This window comes from Rubrivirga sp. (assembly GCF_965213695.1).
Classification (GTDB): Bacteria; Bacteroidota; Rhodothermia; order Rhodothermales; family Rubricoccaceae; genus Rubrivirga.
The window spans coordinates 279,170-300,921 of the sequence record NZ_OZ243912.1 but is presented as its reverse complement, the minus strand read 5'-3'; the positions used below and the strand labels follow the sequence as shown (position 1 = coordinate 300,921).

The following is a 21,752-nucleotide window of genomic DNA, read 5'->3' as shown; positions in this document are numbered from 1 at the left end:
ACCTTGCGCCGTCCCACCACCCCGCTATGCCCTCGGACGCTCTCTCCCCGGCCCACGACGCCCGCGTCGGCGCGGTGACGGCCGTGCTCGCCGAGGCCGCCGACGGCGCGCTCTCCCAGGAAGACCTCGTGGCCCGCCTGATGCCCGTCGTCTACGACGAGCTCCGCGAGATCGCCCGGGCCCAGCGGCGGCGCCACGGTCTCGACGGATTCCAGACGACGGCGCTCGTCCACGAGGCGTACCTCCGGCTGGCCGGCCACGCGCTCGTGCCCGAGCGGGCCTACGTGTTCGCCGCGGCGGCCCGGGCCATGCGGAACGTGTTGGTGGACCACGCCCGGCGCCACCACGCGGCCAAGCGCGGCGGCGGCGCCCCGCCGGTCCGCCTGACGGAGGCCGGCGCGGGCCTGGCCGACGCCGACCTCGACGCGCTCGCCGAGCGCGTGCTCGACGTGGACGACGCGCTCGGGCGGCTGGCGGCGCTCGACGAGCGGGCCGCCCAGGTCGTCGAGTGCCGCTACTTCGGGGGCCTCTCGTTCGACGAGACGGCGGCGGCCCTCGGCATCAGCGCGGCCACGGCCAAGCGGGACTGGCGGCGGGCGCGGGCCTGGCTCCACCGCGCCCTCGCCGAGCCCGATGACCCGGCCACGGCCCGGACTGCGGAGGGAGAGGCGCCGCCCCTCCGCTCCGATGCCGCCTGACCCCGACCCCGCCCGGTGGGCCCGTGTCAGCGCGGCGTTCGACGCCGCCGCCGACCTCGCGCCGGCCGACCGGCCGGCCGCCCTCGACCGCCTGTGCCGCGACGCCGACGGCCGGGCCGACGCCGCGCTCCGCGCCGAGGTCGAGAGCCTGCTCGACGCCGACGCCGACGCGACGACCAGCGACGACGCCCTCGACCACGGACCGCTCGACGCCTCGGTGCTGCTGGAGGCGGCGCCCGTCGTCGGCGAGCGGATCGGGCCGTGGCGCGTGCTCCGGCCCATCGGGCGCGGCGGGATGGGCCGCGTGGACTTGGTCGAGCGGGCGGACGGGGCCTACGACCAGCGGGCGGCGCTGAAGCGGCTGGGGCTGGTGGCCCCGGCCCGGGTCCGCCGGTTCCTGCGCGAGCGCCAGATCCTGGCGACGCTCGACCACCCCGGCATCGCCCGGCTCCTGGACGGCGGCGTGGCCGACGACGGCGCGCCGTACCTCGTGATGGAGTACGTCGAGGGCGAGCCGATCACGGCCTACGCCGACCGCCGAGCGCTCGGGCTGCGGGCCCGGCTCCGCCTGTTTCTCCAGGTCTGCGACGCCGTCGCGTTCGCCCACCGGCACCTCGTCGTCCACCGCGACCTCAAGCCGTCGAACGTGCTGGTCGGCGAGGTGGGGGAGGACACCGGGACGGGAACCGACGAGGCCGATGGCGTCCCGCACGGCGCCCGGGCCACGCTCCTCGACTTCGGCATCGCCCGGCTCCTCGACGCCGACACCGACGAGCCGCTGACGGCCGAGGGCCCCGGCGCCCCGCTCTCGCCGGGCTACGCCGCGCCCGAGCAGGTGGCCGGCGAGCCCGTCACGACGGCGACCGACGTCTACGCGCTCGGCGTCCTCCTCTACGAGCTGATCGCGGGGCGCCGCCCCATCGAGGCCGGCACGCGCCAGGCCTGGGCCGACGCCGTGCTCCAGACGTCGCCGACCGCGCCCAGCCAGTCCGTCGCCGACCCGACCGACGCGCGGCGCCTGCGCGGCGACCTCGACGCCATCGCGCTGACGGCGCTCCGCCGCGAGCCCGAGGCCCGCTACGCCAGCGCCAGCGACCTCGCCGCCGACTTGCGCCGCTACCTCGCCGGCGAGCCCGTCCAAGCCCGGGCGCCGTCGGTTGGCTACCGGGCCCGGCGGTTCGTGGGCCGTCACCGGACGGCCGTCGCCGCGGCGGCGCTCGTGGCGCTCGCCGTCGTCGCGGGCGGAGCGGCGACGGCGTGGCAGGCGCGCCAGGCGCGGGCGTCCGCGGCTGAGAGCGCGGCGACGGCCGACTTCCTCGCCGGCCTGTTCCAGGGCGCCGACCCGACCGCGTCGGGCGACTCGCTGCTCGCGCTCGACCTGCTCCGCCGGGGCGCCGACCGGATCGACGCCGAGCTGGCCGGCCAGCCCGGCGCTCGGGCTCGCCTCGGCCTGGTCGTCGGCGACGCCTACCTCGGCCTCGGTCAGCCCGACTCGGCCGCGGCGTTCGCCCGGCGCACGCTCGCCCTCCGCCAGCCCGGCGGGGCCGCGCCCGACGCCGTCGAGGCCGTCCGCGCCCGGATCCTGCTAGGCCGCGCCCTCTTCCCCACCGACCCCACCGCCGCCGCCGACGCGCTCGCCGCGGCCGTCGCCGACGCCCGGACCACCGGCGACGACGCCGTGCTACTCGACGCACTGGAAGCCCAAGGCGGGCTCGTCGGCGGGCAGGTGCTCGACCCGGGCGAGACGGTGGCCGTGCTGGAGGAGGCCGTCGCCCTGTGCCGCCGCGTCGAGGGCGACGCGAGCCCGCGCCTGGGCCGGCTCTTGGCCACGTTCGCCACCAAGGCGTCGTCGGCCCACCAGCACGGCCGCGTCGAGGGGCTGTGGCGCGACGCGCTCGCCCTCTTACCCGCCGAGACGGCGCCGTACGACCGCTCGGCGGCCCTGCTCGAGCTGGGCAAGCTGCTCGCGGTGACCGGCCAGCCCGACGAGGCCCGGGCTTCCGTCGATGAGGCGCTCGCGCTGCGCCGCCGCTTGCTCGGCCCCGACGACGCGCGGACGGCCGAGGCGCTGGCGGTCCGGGCCAACGTAGGGACGGGCGGCCCGGCCCAGGCCGAGGCCGACGCCCGGGAGGCCCTCCGCATCGCCGAGCGGACCGGCGACGGGGCCGTCGTGATCGAGGCGCTCGACGCGCTCGGCTCGGCGCTCACGGCGCAGGAGCGCTTCGACGACGCCGTCGAGGTGTACCGCCGCCGGTTCGAGCGGGCCGCCGAGGTGTACGGGACCGAGGGGACGCGGTACCCGGCCGCCTCGGGGACGCTGGCGCGGGCGCTCCACCGGGCCGGCCGCTACGCCGAGGCCCGCCGGGCGTGGGACGAGTCGCTCCGCCTGACGACGGCCGCCTACGGCCCCGAGTCGGCGGTCGTGGCGGCGGGGCTGATCGACGCCGCCGGGACGGCCGAGGCCGCCGGCGACGCCGGCCGGGCGAGCCGCTTGTTCGAGCGGGCCTACGTCGCCAGCCGGGGCTTGCAGCCGTCGAGCCGGACGCGGGCCATCGCCGCGCTCCGCCTCGGCCGGGCCCACCTCGAGGCCGGACGCGCGAGCCAGGCCGTCGGCCCGCTCCGCGAGGCCGTCGGCGCTCGGGAGACGCTGGACCGGGTCGGCGGCCACGGCGGGCGAGCGGCCGGGCCCAGCGACGGCGTCTGGGCGGAGGCCTTGCTCGGCGAGGCGTTGGTGGCGTCCGGGGCCACCGAAGAGGGCCACCGATTCCTGTCCGGCGCGGTCCCCGCCCTCACCGCCGCGCTCGGCGCCGACCACCCGGACGTCCGTCGAGCGCGGGCGGCGATGGCACAGGGCGCGTTGCGCGGAGGGTCGGCCCGCCGGTGATGCCGGATCGCCGACCTCTCCCACGTAGGGGCACGCCGGTGGCGTGCCCTCGCCCCATCGCGGTCGCCACGGGCACGCCGGCGGCGCGCCCCTACGTCCGATGGCGCCGTCGTCGGAGGACGCGGCATGGCGCGGTCAGCACTCGGTAAACCGGACCGAGACGTTGGTCGCCAGGCCGCCCTGGCTCGTCTCCTTGTACTTGTCCGACATGTCCTCGGCCGTCTGACGGAGCGTCTGGATCACGGCGTCGAGCGAGACCCGGGCCCGCTCGGGCGCCCCCGCCAGCGCCAGCTCGGCCGCGTTGATCGCCTTGACGGCGCCCATCGTGTTGCGCTCGATGCAGGGGATCTGGACGAGCCCGCCGATGGGGTCGCACGTCATCCCGAGGTGGTGCTCCATGGCGATCTCGGCCGCCTGGAACGCCTGGGCCGGCGACCCGCCCTCGGCCTCGCACAGGGCCGCGGCGGCCATCGCGCTCGACACGCCGACCTCGGCCTGGCACCCGCCCATCGCCGCCGAGATCGTGGCCCCCTTCTTGAAGAACGTCCCGACCTCGCCGGCCACCAGCAGGAAGTCCACGATGGCCTTCTCGGTCACCTCCTCTTCCGAAAAGCAGACGAGGTAAAACAGCACGGCCGGGATGACGCCCGCCGCCCCGTTCGTCGGCGCCGTCACGACGCGGCCGAGGTTCGCGTTCTCCTCGTTGACGGCGAGGGCGAAGGCGCTCACCCACTGCAAGATCTGGGGGAAGCGGTACGTCCGCGAGCGGATGGCGGCGATCCACTCGCGCGAGGTGGCCGCGTCGTCGTCGGGGAGGAGGCGCCGGGCGAGCGCGGCGGCGCGGCGCTCGACGCCGAGCCCGCCGGGCAGGACGCCGTCGGTGTGGCACCCGCGGAAGACGCCCTCGCGCATCACGTCCCACAGCGCGAGCACGCCGGCCCGGATCTCGGCGTCGGACCGCCACGCGCGCTCGTTCTCCCACACCACGTCGGCGATGCGGCGGCCGGCGCAGTGGGCCAGCATCTCGGCCGGGACCTGGGCCGGGTGCGGCAGGCGGACCGCCCCGGCCTGGGCCCGCGCCTCGCCCTCGGCCACCACGAACCCGCCGCCGACCGAGTAGTACGTCGCCGCGAGCTCGGCGCCGTCCACCACGGCGACGCACGTCATGCCGTTGGCGTGGCCCGGCAGCCGCTCGGCCGGGTGGAAGACGATGTCGGCGGCCGGGTCGAACGGGACCGCGCGCGCGCCCACCTCGATCTGCTTGCCGAGGTGGAGGTCGGCGACGTAGCCGGCGATCCGGTCGACGTCGACGGTCACGGGGTCGTGGCCGAGCAGCGCCAGCATCACGGCCTGGTCGGTGCAGTGGCCGCGTCCGGTCAGCGCGAGCGACCCGTAGAGGTGGACCTGGACGCGCTCGACCCGATCCCGCACGCCGGCCGCCGCCAGCTCGGAGAGCCACCGCTGGACGGCCCGCCACGGCCCCAGCGTGTGCGACGACGACGGGCCGACGCCGATCTTGAGCATGTCAAAGACGCTGAGCGCCTCGGCGGGGACGGCGTGCGGGAGCGAGTCGGCCATGCCGGAAGCTCGCTTCGCTCGCGGGGGATGGGGAATGGGGAATGGGGAAATGACGGACGATCTCAGGCCGACTCGTGCCACGTCCGGTGGATCCGGACCTCGAGGTTTGGGGGGCCAGACCTTGGGGTCAGAGACCGAAGACGGAGGACGGGAGACGGGCGCGTCGGGCAGTCCCCCGTCCTCCGTCCCCCGTCCCCCGTCCCGGACGCCGTGGTGGCCCTCACCGGCCCAGCACCGCGTCCGCATTCACGCGGGCGGGCAGCGGGCCGACGCGGGCCAGCTTGAGCGCGGCCATCCGGGCGCCGGCGCGGGCGCAGTCGGCGGGCGACTGTCCGCCCAGCCACGCCGCGAGGAAGCCGGACCAGAAGGCGTCGCCGGCGCCCGTCGCGTCGGCGGCGTCGACCGGCTCGGCCGGGACCTCGGCCTGCCCGTCGGCCCAGGCCACGAGCGCGCCGTCGGGCCCCCGAGTGAGGCAGACGAGCGACGCGCCGAGGTCGCGCAGGTGGCCGACCGCCTCGGCGTCGCTGGCGGCGTCGGCGCCCCAGAGCCGGGCGAGGTCGTCGCGGCTGCACTTGACGAGGGGGCCGAGCGCGAGGACCCGGCGGGCCGCGTCCTGCTGCTCGGCCCGGCGAGCGGGCGTCTGGGGCGCGAAGTTGACGTCGATGGAGACGGCCCGCCCGAGCGCGACGGTCCGGCGGGCGGCGTCGAGCAGCGTGGCCCGCGCGGGCTCGCGGCTGAGCGCGAACCCCGACGTGTGGAACAGCCGCGCGCTCGCGAGGAGCCGGTCCGGGAGTTGGTCCGGGCGGAGGTCGCGGTCGGCCGTCCGGTAGACGGCGAAGTCGGGCGTCCCGGCCGAGCGGGCGACCGCCACGACGCTCGTCGGCGCGCCGGCCCGGGTCGCCAGCCGGGCGTCGACCCCGACGGCCTCGACCTCGCGGCGCAGGAACCGGCCCAGCCCGTCGTCGCCGACCGACGCGACCAGGGCCACCGGCACGCCGAGCCGGGCGAGATTCGTGGCCAGGTTCGCCGGGCTCCCGCCCGCGTGCCGCTCGAAGGTGGCCCCCGCGCCCAGGTCGTCGACGGCGTCGGTCGTGATAAAGTCGACGAGCGCCTCGCCGGCCACGACGACGCTCGGGCCCGCCGTCGGCGGCGGGGCCGGCTCCGGGACGGGCGCGGGTGCCAGCCATGCGAGCGGGCTTGCGAGCGCCGCGGCGCCCACGATCTCGCCGGCCGCGCTCCACGCCAGCGGCGTCGTCCCCAAGCGCTCGCCGTGCTCGGCGTCGAGGTACTCGGGGAACGCCCCCGCATTGGCGGCGCGGACGTGCGCCAGCAAGTCGGCGGCGTCGACGGGCCGGCCGGCCGAGGCCAGCGCGGCGACCCACCAGCCGTTGACCATCGGCCAGCACCCGCCGTTGTGGTAGTGGCCGGGCGCATTCGAGAACGTGTCGCGCGTCGTCCCCCGGAGCGCGGCCCACCCGTCGTCGCCGGGGCGGACCGTCGGGGCGAAGGCGGGGACGAGGTCCGGCGCGGTGTCGGCCGCCAGCGCCAAGCCATACGTCAGCGGCGCGTCGCGCCGGTCGGGCCACAGGTCAGCTAGGACGGCGAGCGCCGACCCGAGCGCGTCGAACCGGCGGACGTAGCCGCCCGGCGTGAGCGCGGCGAACGGGTGCCGCGCCTCGCCCGCCTTGGCCGCCCGGCGGTACGCCCCGGGGTGGTACGCCGTCTCCGGGTCGCCGTCGGCCTCGGGCCAGTACGTCGCCTCGATGAGCGCCGCGAGCGCGTCGGCCTGGGCCGTCACGGACCCGGGCGACGGCGCGAACGGGGCGACAGCGCGGAGCGCGAGCAGCCGGAGCACCTGGTCGTAGAGGAGGTACCCGTGCAGGTCGTACTCGTCCGCCCAGTCGCCGGACTGGGGGACGTAGACGAGCCCGCGCCCGTTGAACTCCCACGCCTCGAGCAGCCGCAAGACGCCGGCCACCGGCGCCGCCCACCGCGCCATCCACCCCGCGTCGCCCGCGTGCCGAGCCCACGCCGCCGCCCCGATCACGGCCCACGGCCCCGCGTCGACGCGCCCCGCCAGCCCGCCGTAGCTCACCGCCTCCGCCCGCCCGTCGGGCCCGACGGCCACGTTCGACGGCACCTGCCCCTGGGGCCCGACGTGCGCGAGCAGCGTCTCGACGGTCCGGCGGAGCCCGTCCGCGAGCGCGTCGTCGCCCGACGCCAGCCCCGCCAGCCCGCAGATGACGCCGTCGCGAGCCCAGACGCGGCGGTAGTTGGTCCGGTCGGTCGGCGAGGCGAGGTAGCCGGCGTCGGCGAGCGAGGCGCGGAGGAGGTCGGGGGCGGTCACGGCCGAGTTCAGAGTTCGGAGTTCAGAGCTGGGGGCGGATCGGCGCCGGGACTCAGAGCACTCTGAACTCCGAACTTCCCACTCCGAACTTTCTCGAGCATCACGAGCCCCTGGGCCACCAGCAGGTTCGTGACGAGGAAGAACAGGGCCTCCTCGACAGGCAGCCCGGCGATTTCCCACCCGGTCCGCGTCGCGTCCGTGATGTCCCAGATGCCGAGGCCGATGGCGATCCGGTCGGCCACCCAGAGGTAGAGCGTGACCGGGACGACGGCCCAGGCCACCAGCCGCCGCCGCGCCCAGATGAGGTGGCCGCCGAGCCACCACATCCCCGCCAGCACGGGGCACGCCCAGGCCACGATCAGCCCGAGGTACAGCCAGTGCCCGCCCGTCACCACACACACCACGCCGAGCAGCGCCAGCACGCCGAACGTGCTCGCCCCGGCCGCGCGCACCCGCAGGTCCGGCGGGGGCTGGGACGCGACGGGCCACCGGGCCTGCAGCAGCCGCACCCACAGCCCGGTGATGAGCGTCTGGATCACGAAGAAGGCGTACTCCTCGACCGGCACGTGCCCGACGGTCGCCAGCACGGCGTCGGGCGGGTACGTCCACACCTCGCGGGCGACGAGGTAGTTGTCCCACGGCGTCGTGTACACGAACGCGACGCCGACGAGCAGCGCCAGCGGCCCCCACGGCTCGCGCGTGCGCCCCTGGAGCAGTGCCAGCCCGACGAGCGGCGGCAGCGTGAACGCGAGGTGGAACTGGAGGTAGGTCACCGCAAGGGCACGAGGGAAGAGGCAAGAGGCAAGAGGCGCGGATCGGTTCCCGTGCCCCTTGCCTCGTCCCCCGTGCCCCTCTACCAGAAGAACCCGACGAGGATCAGCGTCAGCACGACGAGCACGGCCGACTGGACGCGGTAGTTCTTCCACGCCGGGACCGACGCGAGCTCGGCGCTCTCGGCCTTGAAGAACGCCGGCGTCCACGTCGTGTCCTCGGTCTTCTCGACCGGCGGCGCCGCGCCCTGCAAGCTCACCACCACCATCACCGCCATGGCGATCGCGAGCAGGATCGGGGCGAGGTAGAGGAAGTTGATCTGGAACGTGTCGGTGATGCTCAGGACCAGGAACCCGACCGCCGCGAGGTGGCCGGCGACCATCCCCGCGATGGCGCCCGTCGCGTTCGCCCGCCGCCAGAAGACGCCCAGGATGAACAGCGCCAGCGCGGGCGGGGCCACGTACGCCAGCGTCGTCTGGAGGTACGTCCACAGCGTGTCGAACCCGACGATGACCGGGCTCCACGCGATCGCGAACACCATGCACGCCGCCGTCACGATGCGCCCGACGCGGACGAGCGCCTTGGCCGAGATGTCCGGGTTCTTCCGCTTGACGAAGTCCATCGACACCAACGTCGAGGCCGCGTTGAGCGTCGAGTCGACTGACGACATGATGGCGGCGAGCATGGCCGTCAGCACGAGTGCGCGGAAGCCGCCCGGGAGCAGGTCGAACAGCAACGTCGGGAACACCTGGTCGGCCCGCTCCAGGTTGGGGTAGAGGACGCGCGCGAACGTGCCCGGCATGACCATCAGGAACAGGATGGGCAGCTTGAGCAGGCCGCCGAAGAGCGCGCCCCACCGGCCGTGGTCGAGGTTCTTGGCGCCGAGCACGCGCTGGACCATGAACTGGTTGGTCGTCCAGAAATAGAACCCGAGCAGGAACACGCCCGTGATGAGCCCGGGCCACGGCATCCCGTTCTCGACGTCGATGGGCTGGATCAGGTCGAGCCGGTCCGGCGGCGTCACGGCCGTCACGGCGTCCCACCCGCCGACGGCGTTCCAGGCCATGATCGAGACCGCGCCCGCCCCGAGCAGGAGCAGCGTCCCCTGGATGGCGTCGGTGTAGACGACGGCCTTGAGCCCGCCCGCGATGGTGTACGCCCCGGCGATGAGCGCCAGGATCGCCATCGTCATCCACAGCGGGAAGTCGGGGTAAACCAGCTCGACCACGAGGGCCCCAGCGAACAGCGCCGCCGCCGTGTCGACGACGACCGACAGGAAGATGCTCATGGCCGAGAAGTAGACCCGGCTCCGCCCGTCGAACCGTCGCTCCAAAAACTCGGGCATCGTGTAGATGCCCGTTTTGATGTAGAACGGCAGGAAGAACAGCACGAACACGACCAGCACCATCGCCGCCATCCACTCGTAGTTGAAGACCGCCAGCCCGATGCCCCCGTACGCCTCGCCCGCCATCCCGATCATCGAGCTCGACGACAGGTTCGAGGCCAGCAGGCTGATCCCGATGAGCCCCCAGCTCAGCGACCGCCCCGCCAGGAAGTAGTCCTCGCCGTCCTCCGTCTGGCGCGAGAAGTACAGCCCGATCCCGAAGATCACGAGGGCGTAGATGACGACGGCCGAGATGTCGAGCGTCGTGAGGGTGAAGTCGGGCATGAGCGGGGTGATGGAGGCCGCGTGAAGGTAACCGAAGCGTGTAAGCGGTTCCACACATGCCTCGCGGTCCCCTCGGGTCGCCACTCGCTGGCCCGCAGCCCTTCCCCACTCCCTCTCGTTCGGGACCGTAAGCGCGGTAGCGAACAGCGTGACGTCCCCGGCCAAAGCAAGAGTCGGGGCGCCCTCTACGGCCCTGGCACCGGCCGCTCCATGATCAGATCCGTCTGGTCGTCCGAGCCGAGCCGGAACACGTGGTCGCCGACCGCCTCGAACCCCCACCGCTCATAGAACGAGATCGCTCGTGCGTTCCGCTCCCACACACCGAGCCACAGCGTTCGGCGGCCCGCCGACCGGGCCGCGTCGAGGCTCGCCTGCATGAGCGCGGCTCCCACCCCCTGCCTGATCGCGTTTCGGTTCACGTAAAGGCGTTCGAGCTCGACGGGGTCTGGCCCTGTCACGCTCGAATCCGCCGTCCCGGCGCGGATCTTGGCGTACCCAGTCGGTTGGTCGGCGCCGTCCGTGAACGCGAGGAGGAACATGTTCGCGTCGTCGGCCAGCTCGGCCCGCACGCGGTCGAGCGAGAATGCGTCGCGGACGTACGCCTCCATGTCGTCGGCCGCGTTGTCGTCGGCGAAGGCGTCGCGGAACGTCCGCGCGGCGAGCGCCGCCAGCGGCCCGGCGTCGGCGGAGGTGGCGGGGCGGATGTGGAGCGGGTCGGGCACGAGCGCGAATGTCGCGAGGGGTAGCGCGGGTCGCCTCCAACAGCCGGTAGTTCTTCCGCGCCAGCTTTTGGATCGCCTCCGGCTGTGCCTCAAACCGCTTCCAGAACCCCGCCGTCGTCCGGTGCCTCACGGGAGCGGACGAGTCCGACCGGCTGCGATATCGGCCTGCGCCTCCGCGACGAGCCGCCCCGCCTTTGCGTTGGCCTCAATCTGACGGTCCCACTCGTCGGCGCGGTACTCGTCGAACCACTCCCCGAGCGCGGCGAGCTGCTCGGGCGGGAGTTTGACGATAGCGGATTCGATCTCCTGGACACTCATGGAGATCGCGTACGTTGATTCTGGCGTAGCAACGTCTGAAGCTGGCGCTCGGTTCGTAGGCAGCAGAACAGTTTGCGACTCAGCCGCCCAGGGCAAGCAGCAAGGAGATTGGACGATGCAAAGGTAGCACCGACATTTGGACGAACCGAGAACGCTGGCGCACTGGGTCGGCCTGCAGCCGCGGGTTCTGCGTCTCAGGGCACTGGGATGATCCTTACTTCTCCATGAACGGCGTCACCCCAACCTCCCTCTTTGGGAATCGGGCTGAGTCGGAAGAAGCCGGGTTCCACCGAAAATCGCTGCGAGTGCGTCCCCCCGCCTAGGTCGGTGTACTCGAGCGTGAGCTTCAAACCCGGTGGCGGTTCATACGAGGAAAGCCGAGCCCTCAACTCGCTGTCTCCCATCAGAATGGAGGCCATGAGGCGGATGTGTGCAGCATACAGCGTCAAATAGAGCGACGGCAGACCGATGAGAGTGGGTTTGTCGCTCACGGCGATGGGTAACACATGCCCTACGGGTTGTATGAACTGGCCGGCATTCATGTGGGCCTCCATCACTGAGTACTCGGTAGACTCGACCATGACCGTCCCCTCGTCCTTCCAAACTCTGATATGGCCTTCAGGATCTATGAGCGCGAGGTCATGGGCAAACTCCAAAACGTCAAGCTCCCATTTGGCCTCGACGCTCTTTGCCGATCCGAAGCCGACGTTATAGCAGTTAAGTCGGAGTGAGTGGAATCCGTTGTCCGAAGCCACAGGCTCCGAACTAATAGGCTCTGAACTGAACGCCAGCGAGAAATCACCCGCACGGCCTGTCCAGTACATATACAGCGGGAGAGGTTCGAAGGTGAGGTCCGGCTTGTAGGAACTCGTCCTCTGACGCCGAAGCTCTAAAATCGTGTAGAGAGCTGCGAGGCCCGTTAGTACCGCTGCTCCGTTAGAGGCAATGAGAAGCCATGTTGTCATTGATCAAAGACGCAGAACCACTAGTTCTGGAGACCGAAGGCGGCTCCCGTCCGGGCCGCTACGTCGCCATGATCACCCACGACTTGCACCAGCCGTCCGGCGCGACCGGGCCCGGGAACAGCTGGCACCCGCCGCACGGCGAGCCGCCCTCGGGCGCGTTGTAGAACCGGCAGTTGCTGCACAGCTCGGCCGGCCGCGGCGTGTTGTCGACGTAGTCGAGGCTCTGGCGCTGCTGGAGCGCGGCAGCGTCGAGCGCGGAGTAGCCCTGGCACGAGGCGGCCGTGACGTCGCCCCCGCCGCAGGCGGCGAGGACGGGGCCGACGCCCAGGACGGCGCCGGCGGAGGCGAGAAAGCGGCGGCGGGAGACAGAGTCGGGCATGGGAGTGGGAGAAGGGTACGGGAGTCTACGGCGGGCTACTCGCGCTCGCTCGCCTTCGAGAACTGCTGGTCGAACACGATGTCGGACGCGGGGAAGTCGACCGACCGGACGAACGCGGCGGCCTCGGCGGCCCCGTGCTCGCGGTCCATCTTCATGTCCTCCCACTCGACCGACAGCGGCCCGTCGTAGCCGATGTCGTTGAGCGCGCGGATGATCTCCTCGAAGTCGATCCGGCCGCGGCCCAGGCTGCGGAAGTCCCACGACCGCCGGGCGTCGCCGAACTCGGTGTGGCCACCGAGGGTGCCGGCCTCCGTCCGCACGTCGCTCCACCAGACGTCCTTCATGTGGACGTGGTAGATCCGGTCGCCGTGGTCGCGGATAAACCTGACGTAGTCGGCGTTCTGGTAGCCGAAGTGGCTCGGGTCGAAGTTGACGCCGAACGCGGGGTGGCCGCCCATCGCATCGAGCGCACGGGCCCAGCTCGGCCCGTCGAACGCGATCTCGGACGGGTGGACCTCGAGGGCGAACCGGACGCCGAGCTCTTGGAACCGGTCTAGGATCGGCGTCCACCGCTCGGCCGTCTCCTGGAAGCCGGCCTCGATGTCCTCGGGCAGGTTCGGCGGCCACGAGTAGAACAGGTGCCAGATGGGCGAGCCCGTAAAGCCGGTCACGACCTCCAGGCCCAGCTCGGCCGCCGCTTCCGCCGTCTTGACCACCTCGGCCGCCGCGCGCTGGCGGACGCCCTCGGGCTCGCCGTCGCCCCAGACGTGGGCCGGGACGATGGCCTTGTGCCGGCCGTCGATCATCTTGTCCGCGACGGCCTGACCGACCAGGTGGCACGAGATGGCGTACAGGTCGAGCCCGTTGTCCTCGAGTAGCTGTTTGTGAGACGCGGCGTAGCCGTCCTCGTCGAGCACGCGGTGGACGTCGAGGTGGTCGCCCCAGGTCGCGAGCTCGAGGCCGTCGTAGCCCCACGACGCCGCTTTCGGCGCCAGCTCGGCGATGGGCATGTCGGCCCACTGGCCGGTGAACAGGGTGACGGGACGGGACATGGCGGGAGGGGTGGAGGGATGCGGGGTGGAGAAACGGGCTAGACCGCGCGGCGAGAGCACCCGTAGGGGCACGCACGGCGCGCCGTGCCCTCCCCGGTCCGTCTCGACGGGGCCGAGGGCGGACCGAGGCCAACGCGGTCAGTCGGCGGCGACCGGCAGACCGAGGGCCGCAAGGTCGCGGCGGAGGTCGTCGGGCGACGTGAAGGGGACGCCGTGGAAGCCGAGCGCCCGGGCCGACTCGACGTTCGCCGGGCTGTCGTCGATGAACACCGTGTCGGACGGGTCGAGGCCGAAGTCGTCCGCGAGGTGGTGGAAGATGCCGGGGTCCGGCTTCGCCATCTCGACCTCGCCCGAGACGACGATCCCCCGGAACCACCCCAAAAACGCGAACCGCTCGCGCGCGATGGGGAAGGTCTCGGCCGACCAGTTGGTGAGCGCGTAGAGTGGGACGCCAGCGTCGCGGAGCTCGCGCAAGACCTCGACGGTCCCGGCGATGGCGTCGCCCAGCATGTCGGGCCAGCGCGTCCACCACGCCTCGATCCACTCGGCGTGCTCGGGGAACCGCTCTTTCCGCTCGGCGATTCCCTCGGCGAACGGTCGGCCGGCGTCGAACTGGTGGTTCCACTCCGACGTGGCCACCTCGGCCAGGAAGTGCTCGATCTCGGCCTCGGTCCCGCCCATGTCGCGGTAGGCGTAGCGCGGGTCCCAGTCAATGAGGACGCCGCCCAGGTCGAAGACGACGGTGGAGGGGGAGGGCATGGGGCGAGGGGGCAAGGGTCTGACGAACGGCGAGGCTCACGCCTCTTACCCCGTGCCCCGTGCCCCGTGCCCCGCCACAGGCGGCTCGTAGCTCGCGTCGACCCAGGCCTCTTGGCGCCCGCTCTCGAGCGCGGTCAGGATAAAGTGGACGCCGCGGGCGCCGTCCTCGACGGTCGGGAAGTCGAGGTCGAGCGGGTCCGGCTCGTCGCCGGCCGCGCGCGCGGCGATGGTGCGGAGCGCGTTCGAGTAGACGTTCGCGAACGCCTCGTTGAACGCCTCGGGGTGGCCGGGCGGCAGGCGGCTCGCGTGCTGGGCGGCCGACGAGAGCGTGTCGTGGCCGCGGCGGTAGACGCGCTCGACGCCCGCGAGCGAGTGGTGGACCAGCTCGTTGGGGTGCTCCTGGCGCCACGAGAGCGTGCCCTCGGTCCCGCTCACGCGCAGGCGGAGGTCGTTCTCGAGCCCGGCCGCGATCTGGGAGCAGTGCAAGACGCCGCCCGCGCCGCCCTGGTACCGGAGCAGCACGTTGGCGTCGTCGTCGATGGGCCGGCCCGGGACGAACGTGCGGACGTCGGCGCACAGCCGGTCCAGTTCGAGCCCGGTCACGTAGGCCGCCAGGTTCTCGGCGTGGCTCCCGATGTCGCCGAGCGCGCCGGCGCCCGCCTTTTTCGGGTCCGTCCGCCAGGCGGCCTGCTTGCTCCCCTCGCGCTCGACGGGCTTCGAGAGCCAGCCCTGGCTGTACTCGGCCACCACCTTCCGCACCTCGCCGATGGCCCCGTCGGCGACGAGGGCCCGGGCCTGCTTCACCATCGGGTAGCCCGTGTAGTTGTGCGTCAGCGCGAACGTGATGTCGTGCTCGTGGACGGCGCGGACGAGCGCCTCGGCGTCCTCCAGCGTCGTCGTCATCGGCTTGTCGCAGACGACCGAGATCCCGCGCTCGACGAACGCGAGCGCGGCCGGCGCGTGGAGCCAGTTCGGCGTGACGATGGAGACGACCTCGATGCCGTCGTCGCGCGCGGCCTCGGCCTCGGCCATCTCCTCGAACGAGCCGTAGGCCCGCTCGACGCCGAGGCTGGCGGCGTGCGCCCGGCTCTTGTCGGGGTCGGACGAGAACACGCCGGCGACGAGCGTGGCGAGCCCGTCCATCCGCATCGCGCGGCGGTGGACCTCGCCGATGAAGGCGCCGGGGCCGCCGCCGACCTGGCCGGCGCGGAGGGGTCGGTGAAGAGGCATCGGACGAGGGGGAAGGGAGGGGCTGGCGGACTACGCGGCGTCGAGGACGATGGAGGCAAGGGCCCCCGCGATGCCAGCGGCGAACAGAGCCGTGCCGATGGGCTTCGTCCACGCTGGCCCACCGCGGTGGAGCCAGACGAACAGGCCATTCGCCGTGGCGAACGTCAGCTCCCACGCCGCGTCGAGGAGGTCGGGGTCACCACCCAGGCCGAGGTCGCGGAGGCCGACCCCGAGGAAAAACACGGCGGCGACGGCGTAGATCCAGGCGTTCGTTGAGGGCGTGCTCACGGCGTCAGCGGGCGCACGGGAGGCGGCCGGCCCAGCAGACGGCGCCGCCGAGGTGGCCGCGGAAGGCGGGCTCGGCGTAGCTCTCGGCCGTGTGCCCGAGCGCCGTGTAAAGCGCCCGCCCGTCGCCCACGGCGTGGGCCCACGCGATGGGGTGGTCGGCGCCCATCGTCCCGCCGTCGTACGAGGACTCGTCCAGGCGCAGCAGGACCGTCACGCCGGTCGGCGCCTCGCGGAAGCTGTACCACTCGTCGGTCCGCGTCCACCGGGCCGGGAGCGCGCGCGTGGCCGGGTGGTCGGCCGTGACCACGTCGATGGCCGCCTGCTGCGTCGGCGGGTGGTTGTCGAAGTACGCGCCGACTGCGCGGCCGTACCACGGCCAGTCGACCTCGGTGTCGGCGGCGGCGTGGACCCCGACGAAGCCACCGCCGCCCTCGACATAGTCTTCGAAGGCCGCCTCCTGCGCCGAGCTCAGGACGTCGCCCGTGGTGCTCAGGAACACGACGGCGGCGTACGTCGCCAGGCGCTCGGGCGTGAACGCCAGGCTGTCGTCGGTGACGTCGACCGCGAACCCGTTCCGCTCCCCGATCTCGCCCAGCGCCGCCGCTCCGACCGGGATCGAGGCGTGGACGTAGCCGTTGGCGTTCGTGTAGACGAGCACGCGCGGCGTGGCCCCGGGCGAGCCCCCGGCACACCCCGCGAGGACGGCCACCAAGACCAGAAGGACGGAGGCCGTGGGGCGCCGGCTCCCTCTACTCGCTCCCCATTCCCCGCTCCCCATTCCCCAGCGCTCGCGGCACCCGGTCGCTCGTCGGCTACGATCCATCGAGCGCTGCATCAGACGGAGCATCGGGTGATGGCGTCGGCGAGGGCGGCGCGGGGGTCGCCGGTGGGGATGAACTCCTGGGCCACGAACCCGTCGAACCCGGCGTCGTCCAAGGCCCGCATGATGGCGGGGTAGAACAGCTCCTGGCTCTCGTCGATCTCGTGGCGCCCGGGCACGCCGGCCGTGTGGAAGTGGGCGAAGGCGTCGAGGTGGTCGGTCACCGTGCGGATCACGTCGCCTTCCATGATCTGCATGTGGTAGATGTCGTAGAGGATCCGGAAGCGCGGGCTCCCGATCCGCTCGACGAGGGCCAGCCCCCACGCGGTCGAGTCCCCCATGTAGTCCGGGTGGTCCACCTTCGAGTTGAACAGCTCGATGCAGAGCGTGACGCCGAGCCGGTCGGCGTCGGGCAGGACCTGTTCGATCCCCTGGGCCATCGTCTCTAGCCCGACCGCGTCGTCGAGGCCGTCGCGGTTGCCGGAGAACACAATGAGGTGGGGCCACCCGGCGTCGGCGGTCGCTTCGAGCTGCTCGCGGTAGGCGGGGACCAGGTAGTCGTGGTGCTCGGCCCGGTTCCACCCCTTGCGGAGCGGGTCCGGGAGGGCGTCGGGGTGGGCCGTCATGGCGCACGTCAGGCCGTGGGCCGCCAGCGTCGGCGCGTCCGACGGCTGGACCAACTCGACGGAGTCGATGCCGAGGTCGGCGGCGACGCCGCACAGCGTGTCGAGCGGCCACTCGCCGAAGGGCCACCGGCAGACCGAGTGGCGGAACGAGGCCGCACGGGGCCGGCTGGCGGTGGGAGTCGCCAGCGGACCCGGCGCGGCGACCGCGGCCGGCGCGCAGCCGGCGAGCGGCAGCGCGGCCCCGGCGGCTCGGACGAAGTCTCGGCGGTTCACGGGTCAGGGGTCAAGGGTGAGGAGTGAGGGGCCCTTCACCCATCACTCTTTGCTCATCACTCGCGCAGCGACTCGACGTAGGCCACGCTGTCGCGGGCGAAGGCCAAGCTGTCGCCGTCGGGCGGGTTGTCGGCTTCGAGGAAGGCGTGCCTCAGCCCCGCCGTCTCGCTGGCGGCGAAGATGCGGGGCCAGTCGAGGGTGCCCCGGCCGACGACCGTCTGCGCCATGTCGTCGCCCGCGCCGTCCTTGACGTGCCACAGCGGGAACCGGCCAGGGTACCGCTCGAAGACCTCGACCGGGTCGTAGCCGGCGACGGCCACCCAGTACAGGTCGAGCTCGAGCGTGACGAGGTCCGGATCGAGCCGCTCGACGAAGTCGAAGTAGGCCGGGCGGTCGGTCCCGAACGTCTCGAACTCGAAGTCGTGGTTGTGGTACGCCATCTGGACGCCCACCGCTTGGGACCGCTCGCCGAACCCGTTGAGCAGGTCGGCCAGCCGGAGGTAGCCGTCGCGGTCGGGCCGGCCGTCCGGCGGCAGCCACGGGATGACGAAGTAGTTCTGCCCGACCGTCGAGATCGTTTCGAGGGCCGTGTCGAAGTCGGGGAGCCCGGCGTTCGCCATGCTCGGCGACCCCGCGACCACCTCGGCCACCATCTGGTGCGCCGAGGGCGACGTGAGCCCGTGCGCGTCGAGCGCCGCTCGGAAGTCGGCCGGGTCGCGGTCGGCGTAGCCCGCCGTCTCGACTTCGCCGATCCCGACCCGCGCCAGCATCTCGAGCACGCCGTTGACGTCGCCGGGCAGGAGGTCGCGGAGCGTGTAGAGCTGGATCCCGATCTCGGCCGGGACGGGCGCGGACCGGGCGGCGGCGAGCGCGCGAGCGGCGCCGGGGCCCACGAGGGCGCCCACCGCAGCGGCGGCGCCGGACTGGCGGAGAAAGTGGCGGCGGTTCATGACAGGTACGGGGTGCGGGGTACGAGGTACGTGCTCGGGTACCCTGTACCCTGTACCTCGTACCCACTCATGCGGGCAGCTCCCAGCCGGCGCGGTAGGTCCGCGACAAGACCGAGGCGGGGTCGGGGTGGTTGGTGACCGCGCCGTCGGAGGTCACCGCGAGCGGCTGGCCGGCGCTCATCGCGGCGATGCCCAGCAGCATGATCTCGTTGAGGTGGGCGCCGTAGCCGAACGGGCACGAGACGGGCTCCGTCCCCTGGATCGCGCGGATCCAGTTGGCCTCGTGCGCGCGGATCCCGCCCTCGACGCGCGGCAGCGACGTCGGCACGTCGGCCGCCTCGGCTCCGAGGTCGAGGGCCGGGTCGTTCGACAAGAAACGGGGGTTGGTCCCGTAGGTCTCGTGGATCAGCAGGCCCCGCTCGCCGACGAAGATGACGCCGCCGTTCGGGTCGAGCGTGAAGCCGTCCGGCGCCTGCGTCGGGGTCGGGGGGAGCAGACCGCCGTCGTACCACGTCATGCCGATGGCCCCCCCGGGATCGGCCGCGCCGGCCGCCGGGCCGGCGGCGTCGAAGCGGTAGGTCGTGACGGTCGCGAGCGGGTACGTCGCCGGGTCCTCTCGGTCGCCGCCCCAGGGCGTGTGGCGCGTCTCGACGCGGCTCGGGCGCGGCAGGTCGAGGGCCCACACGGGGAAGTCGACCAGGTGCGCGCCCATGTCGCCGAGGGATCCGACGCCGAAGCCGACGAACCCGCGCCACCCGAACGGGTGGATGCCGGGCCGGTACGCCATCGGCTCGTTCGGGCCGAGGTAGACGTCCCACGCCAGGCCGGCCGGTGCCGGGGCCGGCTCGGGCATCGGGACGCCCTGCGGCCACCACCCGTTCGGCCGGTTCGTCCACGCCTGGACCTCGCGGATTTTTCCGAGCACGCCGGCGCGGACGACCTCGACCACGCGCCGGCCGTCGTCGCCCGAGTGGCCCTGGTTGCCCATCTGGGTCACCAGCCCGGTCGAGGCCGCCTTCGCGGCCAGCCGCCGGCTCTCGTCGACGGTGTACGTCAGCGGCTTCTGGGCGTAGACGTGGAGCCCGCGGTCCATCGCCATCAGCGCGGCCAAGGCGTGGTGGTGGTCCGGCGTGGCGACCAGGACGGCGTCCAGGCCGGACTCGGCCGCCAGCATCTCGCGGTAGTCGGCGTAGGGCGTGGCTGAGGCGTAGGCGTCGCGGAGTGCCGCGCCGGCCTGGCGGGCGTCGGGGTTGTCGGAGGCCAGCCGCCGCTCGACGGCCTGGGCCACGACCCCCATGTCGACGTCAGCAATCGCCGCGATCCGCACGTCGTCCATCATCGCCAGCGGGGCCGCGTTCGACGCGCCCATCCCCCCGGCCCCGATCACGCCGACGACGACGGTGTCGCTCGGCGCCACGAACCCGGCCCCGCCGAGCACGTGCCGCGGCACGACGAACGGGGCCACGGACGCGGCGGCGGCGGTGCGGGCAAAGTCTCTGCGGTTCATGAGGGCAAGGGGGAAAGAGGCGTGGGGCATGGGGCGAAGAAGACTCATGCCTCTTGCCTCGTTCCCCATGCCCTAGACGCGAAGGTCGCCGTTGTTGACGGCCGTCACGGCGTGGTCGACGGCGCGGGCGGTGAAGGCCATGTAGGTCAGCGACGGGTTCTGGCAGCCGGCCGACGTCATGAAGGCGCCGTCGGTGACGTAGAGGTTGGGGATCTCGTGGACCCGGTTGTGCTCGTCGACGCAGCCGGTCGCGGGCGTCGCGCTCATCCGCGCCGTTCCCATCTCGTGGATGCCCTCGCCCAGCCGGTAGTTGGCCTCCCACTCGTTCACGTTGACCGCGCCCGCGGCCTCGAGCATCTCGGCCCCGTCGCTCTTCATGGCCTGGCGCATCCGCATCTCGTTGTCGCGGATGGAGCCGACGATGCGCGGGATCGGGACGCCCCACTCGTCGGTCTGGTCGGTGAGCTCGACGCGGTTGTCGTCGTAGGCCAGCGTCTCGCCGAAGGGGAACATCGTGAAGCTCCACTGGCCCGGCTCGCGCAGGCTCTCCTTGAGCGCCACGCCGACGCCCGGCGTCCCGGCGCCTCGGCCCCAGCCGCCTCGGCCCGAGCCGCCCTGGTAACCGTAGCCCCGGATAAAGTCCCGGTTCGAGGACGGGTCCCACGGCAGGTTCTGGAAGCGCGGGATGTAGATCCCGTTGGGCCGGTTCCCGAACGTGTAGCGGTCTTCGAAGCCCGGGACCTCGCCCGAGGCGCCCACCATGAAGTGGTGGTCCATGATGCCCTTGCCGAGCAGGCCCGACTGGTTGCCCAGCCCGTTGGGGAAGCGCGGCGACGTGCTGTTCATCAGGATCATGGCCGACCCGATCGCGCTCGCGTTTAGGAACACGACCTTGGCGTTGAACACCATCTCCTCCTTCGTCTCCCGGTCGACAACGCGGACGCCGGTCACGCGGTCGGTCCCCTCGTCGTACACCAGCGAGTGGACGATGGAGTTGGGGCGGACGGTGAGGTTGCCCGTCGCCTGGGCGGCCGGCAGCGTCGACGAGAGCGAGCAGAAGTAGGCGCCGGCCGAGCAGCCGCGGTCGCACGGGCCGCAGTAGTGGCACCCGGCGCGGCCCTGGTGGGCCTGGGTCAAGATGGCCGCCCGGCCAATCGTCATCGCCCGGCCGTCGTAGCGGTCGGCGATGGACTGGCGGACGTGCCGCTCGACGGCCGTCAGCGGCATGGCCGGGAGGAACTCGCTGTCGGGGAGCTGCCGGAGCCCCAACCGCTCGCCCGAGATGCCGGCGAACCGCTCGACGTACGAGTACCACGGCTCGACGTCGGCGTAGCCGACGGGCCAGCGCGTGCCGCGGCCGTCGCGCTCGTTGGCCGTGAAGTCCATGTCGCTCAGCCGGTAGCACTGGCGGCCCCACATGATCGAGCGGCCCCCGAGGTGGTAGCCCCGGACCCACAGGAACTCGTCGGGCGCGTCGTCCTCGGCCGTCTCGTAGGGGTGGTCCACGTCGTCGACGTACCAGTGGGCCGTGTTCTCGTTGTAGGGCCCGGCCTTCATCTGGCGGAACTGGCGCTCCTCGGCGTGGCGGCGGTCGCCGCGCCCGCGGAACGGCGTCTGCCACGGCGCCTGGTGCTCGGTGACGTAGTCGGCCCCGTGCTCGACGGCCCGGCCGCGCTCGAGCACGAGCGTCTTGAGCCCCTTCTCGGTGAGCTCCTTGGCGGCCCACCCGCCCGAGATGCCGGAGCCGACGACGATGGCGTCGTAGACCTCGCCGCCGGCCTGGACGTTGATCGTCCGGATCTTGTCGATGGCGCTGGCGCCGTGGGAATGAGTCTGCATCAGTAATGAGGGTGCGCCTCGTGAGCGGGTACGGGGTACCCGGTACGAGGTACAGGTCAGGTTCAGCGAGTGGGCGG

At 72.9% G+C, this 21,752-nt stretch carries 19 protein-coding genes; 2 read left to right on the top strand and 17 right to left on the bottom strand.

Annotated elements, in window-relative coordinates; translation table 11 throughout:
* Positions 1–26: 26 nt before the first annotated feature.
* Both ACOOHE_RS01315 and ACOOHE_RS01310 read left to right on the top strand, forming a co-directional pair.
* On the top strand, positions 27–698 hold the full coding sequence (locus ACOOHE_RS01315) for an ECF-type sigma factor (RefSeq protein ID WP_420455997.1): 672 nt from the start codon (positions 27–29) through the stop codon (positions 696–698).
* Positions 688–3,582, top strand: coding sequence for a protein kinase domain-containing protein (locus ACOOHE_RS01310; RefSeq protein WP_420455996.1), 2,895 nt, complete (start codon positions 688–690; stop codon positions 3,580–3,582). Before ACOOHE_RS01315 ends, ACOOHE_RS01310 begins: the two co-directional genes overlap by 11 nt.
* A gap of 135 nt (positions 3,583–3,717) precedes the next feature.
* Here ACOOHE_RS01310 and ACOOHE_RS01305 read toward each other — a convergent pair whose 3' ends face one another.
* The 17 genes from ACOOHE_RS01305 to ACOOHE_RS01225 form a co-directional block, all read right to left on the bottom strand.
* Positions 3,718–5,160, bottom strand: coding sequence for an L-serine ammonia-lyase (locus ACOOHE_RS01305; RefSeq protein ID WP_420455995.1), 1,443 nt, complete (start codon positions 5,158–5,160; stop codon positions 3,718–3,720).
* 220 nt (positions 5,161–5,380) lie between these two features.
* Positions 5,381–7,507: a PfkB family carbohydrate kinase gene (locus tag ACOOHE_RS01300; RefSeq protein ID WP_420455994.1), complete on the bottom strand. Its 2,127-nt coding sequence runs from the start codon at positions 7,505–7,507 to the stop codon at positions 5,381–5,383.
* 8 nt (positions 7,508–7,515) lie between these two features.
* A complete protein-coding gene (locus ACOOHE_RS01295; protein ID WP_420455993.1) occupies positions 7,516–8,280 on the bottom strand; it encodes a lycopene cyclase domain-containing protein in 765 nt (254 codons plus the stop codon).
* Positions 8,281–8,360: 80 nt separating this feature from the next.
* Positions 8,361–9,947 (bottom strand): sodium:solute symporter, encoded by a 1,587-nt coding sequence (locus ACOOHE_RS01290; RefSeq protein ID WP_420455992.1) that lies wholly within the window; start codon positions 9,945–9,947, stop codon positions 8,361–8,363.
* A gap of 185 nt (positions 9,948–10,132) precedes the next feature.
* On the bottom strand, positions 10,133–10,669 hold the full coding sequence (locus ACOOHE_RS01285) for a GNAT family N-acetyltransferase (protein WP_420455991.1): 537 nt from the start codon (positions 10,667–10,669) through the stop codon (positions 10,133–10,135).
* A 126-nt stretch (positions 10,670–10,795) separates the two neighbouring features.
* Positions 10,796–10,987, bottom strand: a complete 192-nt coding sequence (locus ACOOHE_RS01280) for a hypothetical protein (RefSeq protein WP_420455990.1) — start codon at positions 10,985–10,987, stop codon at positions 10,796–10,798.
* A gap of 194 nt (positions 10,988–11,181) precedes the next feature.
* Positions 11,182–11,952, bottom strand: a complete 771-nt coding sequence (locus ACOOHE_RS01275; RefSeq protein ID WP_420455989.1) for a hypothetical protein — start codon at positions 11,950–11,952, stop codon at positions 11,182–11,184.
* Positions 11,953–12,010: 58 nt separating this feature from the next.
* Positions 12,011–12,331: a high-potential iron-sulfur protein gene (locus ACOOHE_RS01270; RefSeq protein ID WP_420455988.1), complete on the bottom strand. Its 321-nt coding sequence runs from the start codon at positions 12,329–12,331 to the stop codon at positions 12,011–12,013.
* Positions 12,332–12,366: 35 nt separating this feature from the next.
* Positions 12,367–13,383: a sugar phosphate isomerase/epimerase family protein gene (locus tag ACOOHE_RS01265; protein WP_420455987.1), complete on the bottom strand. Its 1,017-nt coding sequence runs from the start codon at positions 13,381–13,383 to the stop codon at positions 12,367–12,369.
* 138 nt (positions 13,384–13,521) lie between these two features.
* Complete coding sequence (locus tag ACOOHE_RS01260; RefSeq protein WP_420455986.1) at positions 13,522–14,142, bottom strand: HAD family hydrolase; 621 nt, start codon at positions 14,140–14,142, stop codon at positions 13,522–13,524.
* A gap of 45 nt (positions 14,143–14,187) precedes the next feature.
* The gene (locus ACOOHE_RS01255; RefSeq protein ID WP_420455985.1) at positions 14,188–15,372 is read right to left on the bottom strand and encodes a Gfo/Idh/MocA family protein; all 1,185 of its coding nucleotides are present in this window, start codon (positions 15,370–15,372) and stop codon (positions 14,188–14,190) included.
* A 30-nt stretch (positions 15,373–15,402) separates the two neighbouring features.
* Entirely contained in the window at positions 15,403–15,660 is a 258-nt protein-coding gene (locus tag ACOOHE_RS01250; protein WP_420455984.1) for a hypothetical protein, read from the bottom strand.
* A 4-nt stretch (positions 15,661–15,664) separates the two neighbouring features.
* Positions 15,665–16,369 carry a ThuA domain-containing protein gene (locus ACOOHE_RS01245; protein WP_420455983.1) on the bottom strand — a complete coding sequence of 235 codons (705 nt, stop codon included), beginning with the start codon at positions 16,367–16,369 and terminating at the stop codon, positions 15,665–15,667.
* 125 nt (positions 16,370–16,494) lie between these two features.
* On the bottom strand, positions 16,495–17,379 hold the full coding sequence (locus ACOOHE_RS01240) for a hydroxypyruvate isomerase family protein (protein ID WP_420455982.1): 885 nt from the start codon (positions 17,377–17,379) through the stop codon (positions 16,495–16,497).
* Between the two features lie 56 nt (positions 17,380–17,435).
* The gene (locus ACOOHE_RS01235) at positions 17,436–18,329 is read right to left on the bottom strand and encodes a sugar phosphate isomerase/epimerase family protein (RefSeq protein ID WP_420455981.1); all 894 of its coding nucleotides are present in this window, start codon (positions 18,327–18,329) and stop codon (positions 17,436–17,438) included.
* A 67-nt stretch (positions 18,330–18,396) separates the two neighbouring features.
* On the bottom strand, positions 18,397–19,836 hold the full coding sequence (locus ACOOHE_RS01230; RefSeq protein WP_420455980.1) for a Gfo/Idh/MocA family protein: 1,440 nt from the start codon (positions 19,834–19,836) through the stop codon (positions 18,397–18,399).
* Between the two features lie 72 nt (positions 19,837–19,908).
* Positions 19,909–21,675 carry a GMC oxidoreductase gene (locus ACOOHE_RS01225; protein ID WP_420455979.1) on the bottom strand — a complete coding sequence of 589 codons (1,767 nt, stop codon included), beginning with the start codon at positions 21,673–21,675 and terminating at the stop codon, positions 19,909–19,911.
* Positions 21,676–21,752 lie beyond the last annotated feature (77 nt).

Excerpts from the sequence above, each read along its gene's own strand:
- ACOOHE_RS01315 (WP_420455997.1), top strand. The coding sequence starts at position 27 with ATGCCCTCGGACGCTCTCTCCCCGGCCCACGACGCCCGCGTCGGCGCG.
- ACOOHE_RS01310 (WP_420455996.1), top strand. The coding sequence starts at position 688 with ATGCCGCCTGACCCCGACCCCGCCCGGTGGGCCCGTGTCAGCGCGGCG.
- ACOOHE_RS01305 (WP_420455995.1), bottom strand. The coding sequence starts at position 5,160 with ATGGCCGACTCGCTCCCGCACGCCGTCCCCGCCGAGGCGCTCAGCGTC.
- ACOOHE_RS01290 (WP_420455992.1), bottom strand. The coding sequence starts at position 9,947 with ATGCCCGACTTCACCCTCACGACGCTCGACATCTCGGCCGTCGTCATC.
- ACOOHE_RS01280 (WP_420455990.1), bottom strand. The coding sequence starts at position 10,987 with ATGAGTGTCCAGGAGATCGAATCCGCTATCGTCAAACTCCCGCCCGAG.
- ACOOHE_RS01275 (WP_420455989.1), bottom strand. The coding sequence starts at position 11,952 with ATGACAACATGGCTTCTCATTGCCTCTAACGGAGCAGCGGTACTAACG.
- ACOOHE_RS01270 (WP_420455988.1), bottom strand. The coding sequence starts at position 12,331 with ATGCCCGACTCTGTCTCCCGCCGCCGCTTTCTCGCCTCCGCCGGCGCC.
- ACOOHE_RS01265 (WP_420455987.1), bottom strand. The coding sequence starts at position 13,383 with ATGTCCCGTCCCGTCACCCTGTTCACCGGCCAGTGGGCCGACATGCCC.
- ACOOHE_RS01260 (WP_420455986.1), bottom strand. The coding sequence starts at position 14,142 with ATGCCCTCCCCCTCCACCGTCGTCTTCGACCTGGGCGGCGTCCTCATT.
- ACOOHE_RS01255 (WP_420455985.1), bottom strand. The coding sequence starts at position 15,372 with ATGCCTCTTCACCGACCCCTCCGCGCCGGCCAGGTCGGCGGCGGCCCC.
- ACOOHE_RS01235 (WP_420455981.1), bottom strand. The coding sequence starts at position 18,329 with ATGAACCGCCGCCACTTTCTCCGCCAGTCCGGCGCCGCCGCTGCGGTG.
- ACOOHE_RS01230 (WP_420455980.1), bottom strand. The coding sequence starts at position 19,836 with ATGAACCGCAGAGACTTTGCCCGCACCGCCGCCGCCGCGTCCGTGGCC.
- ACOOHE_RS01225 (WP_420455979.1), bottom strand. The coding sequence starts at position 21,675 with ATGCAGACTCATTCCCACGGCGCCAGCGCCATCGACAAGATCCGGACG.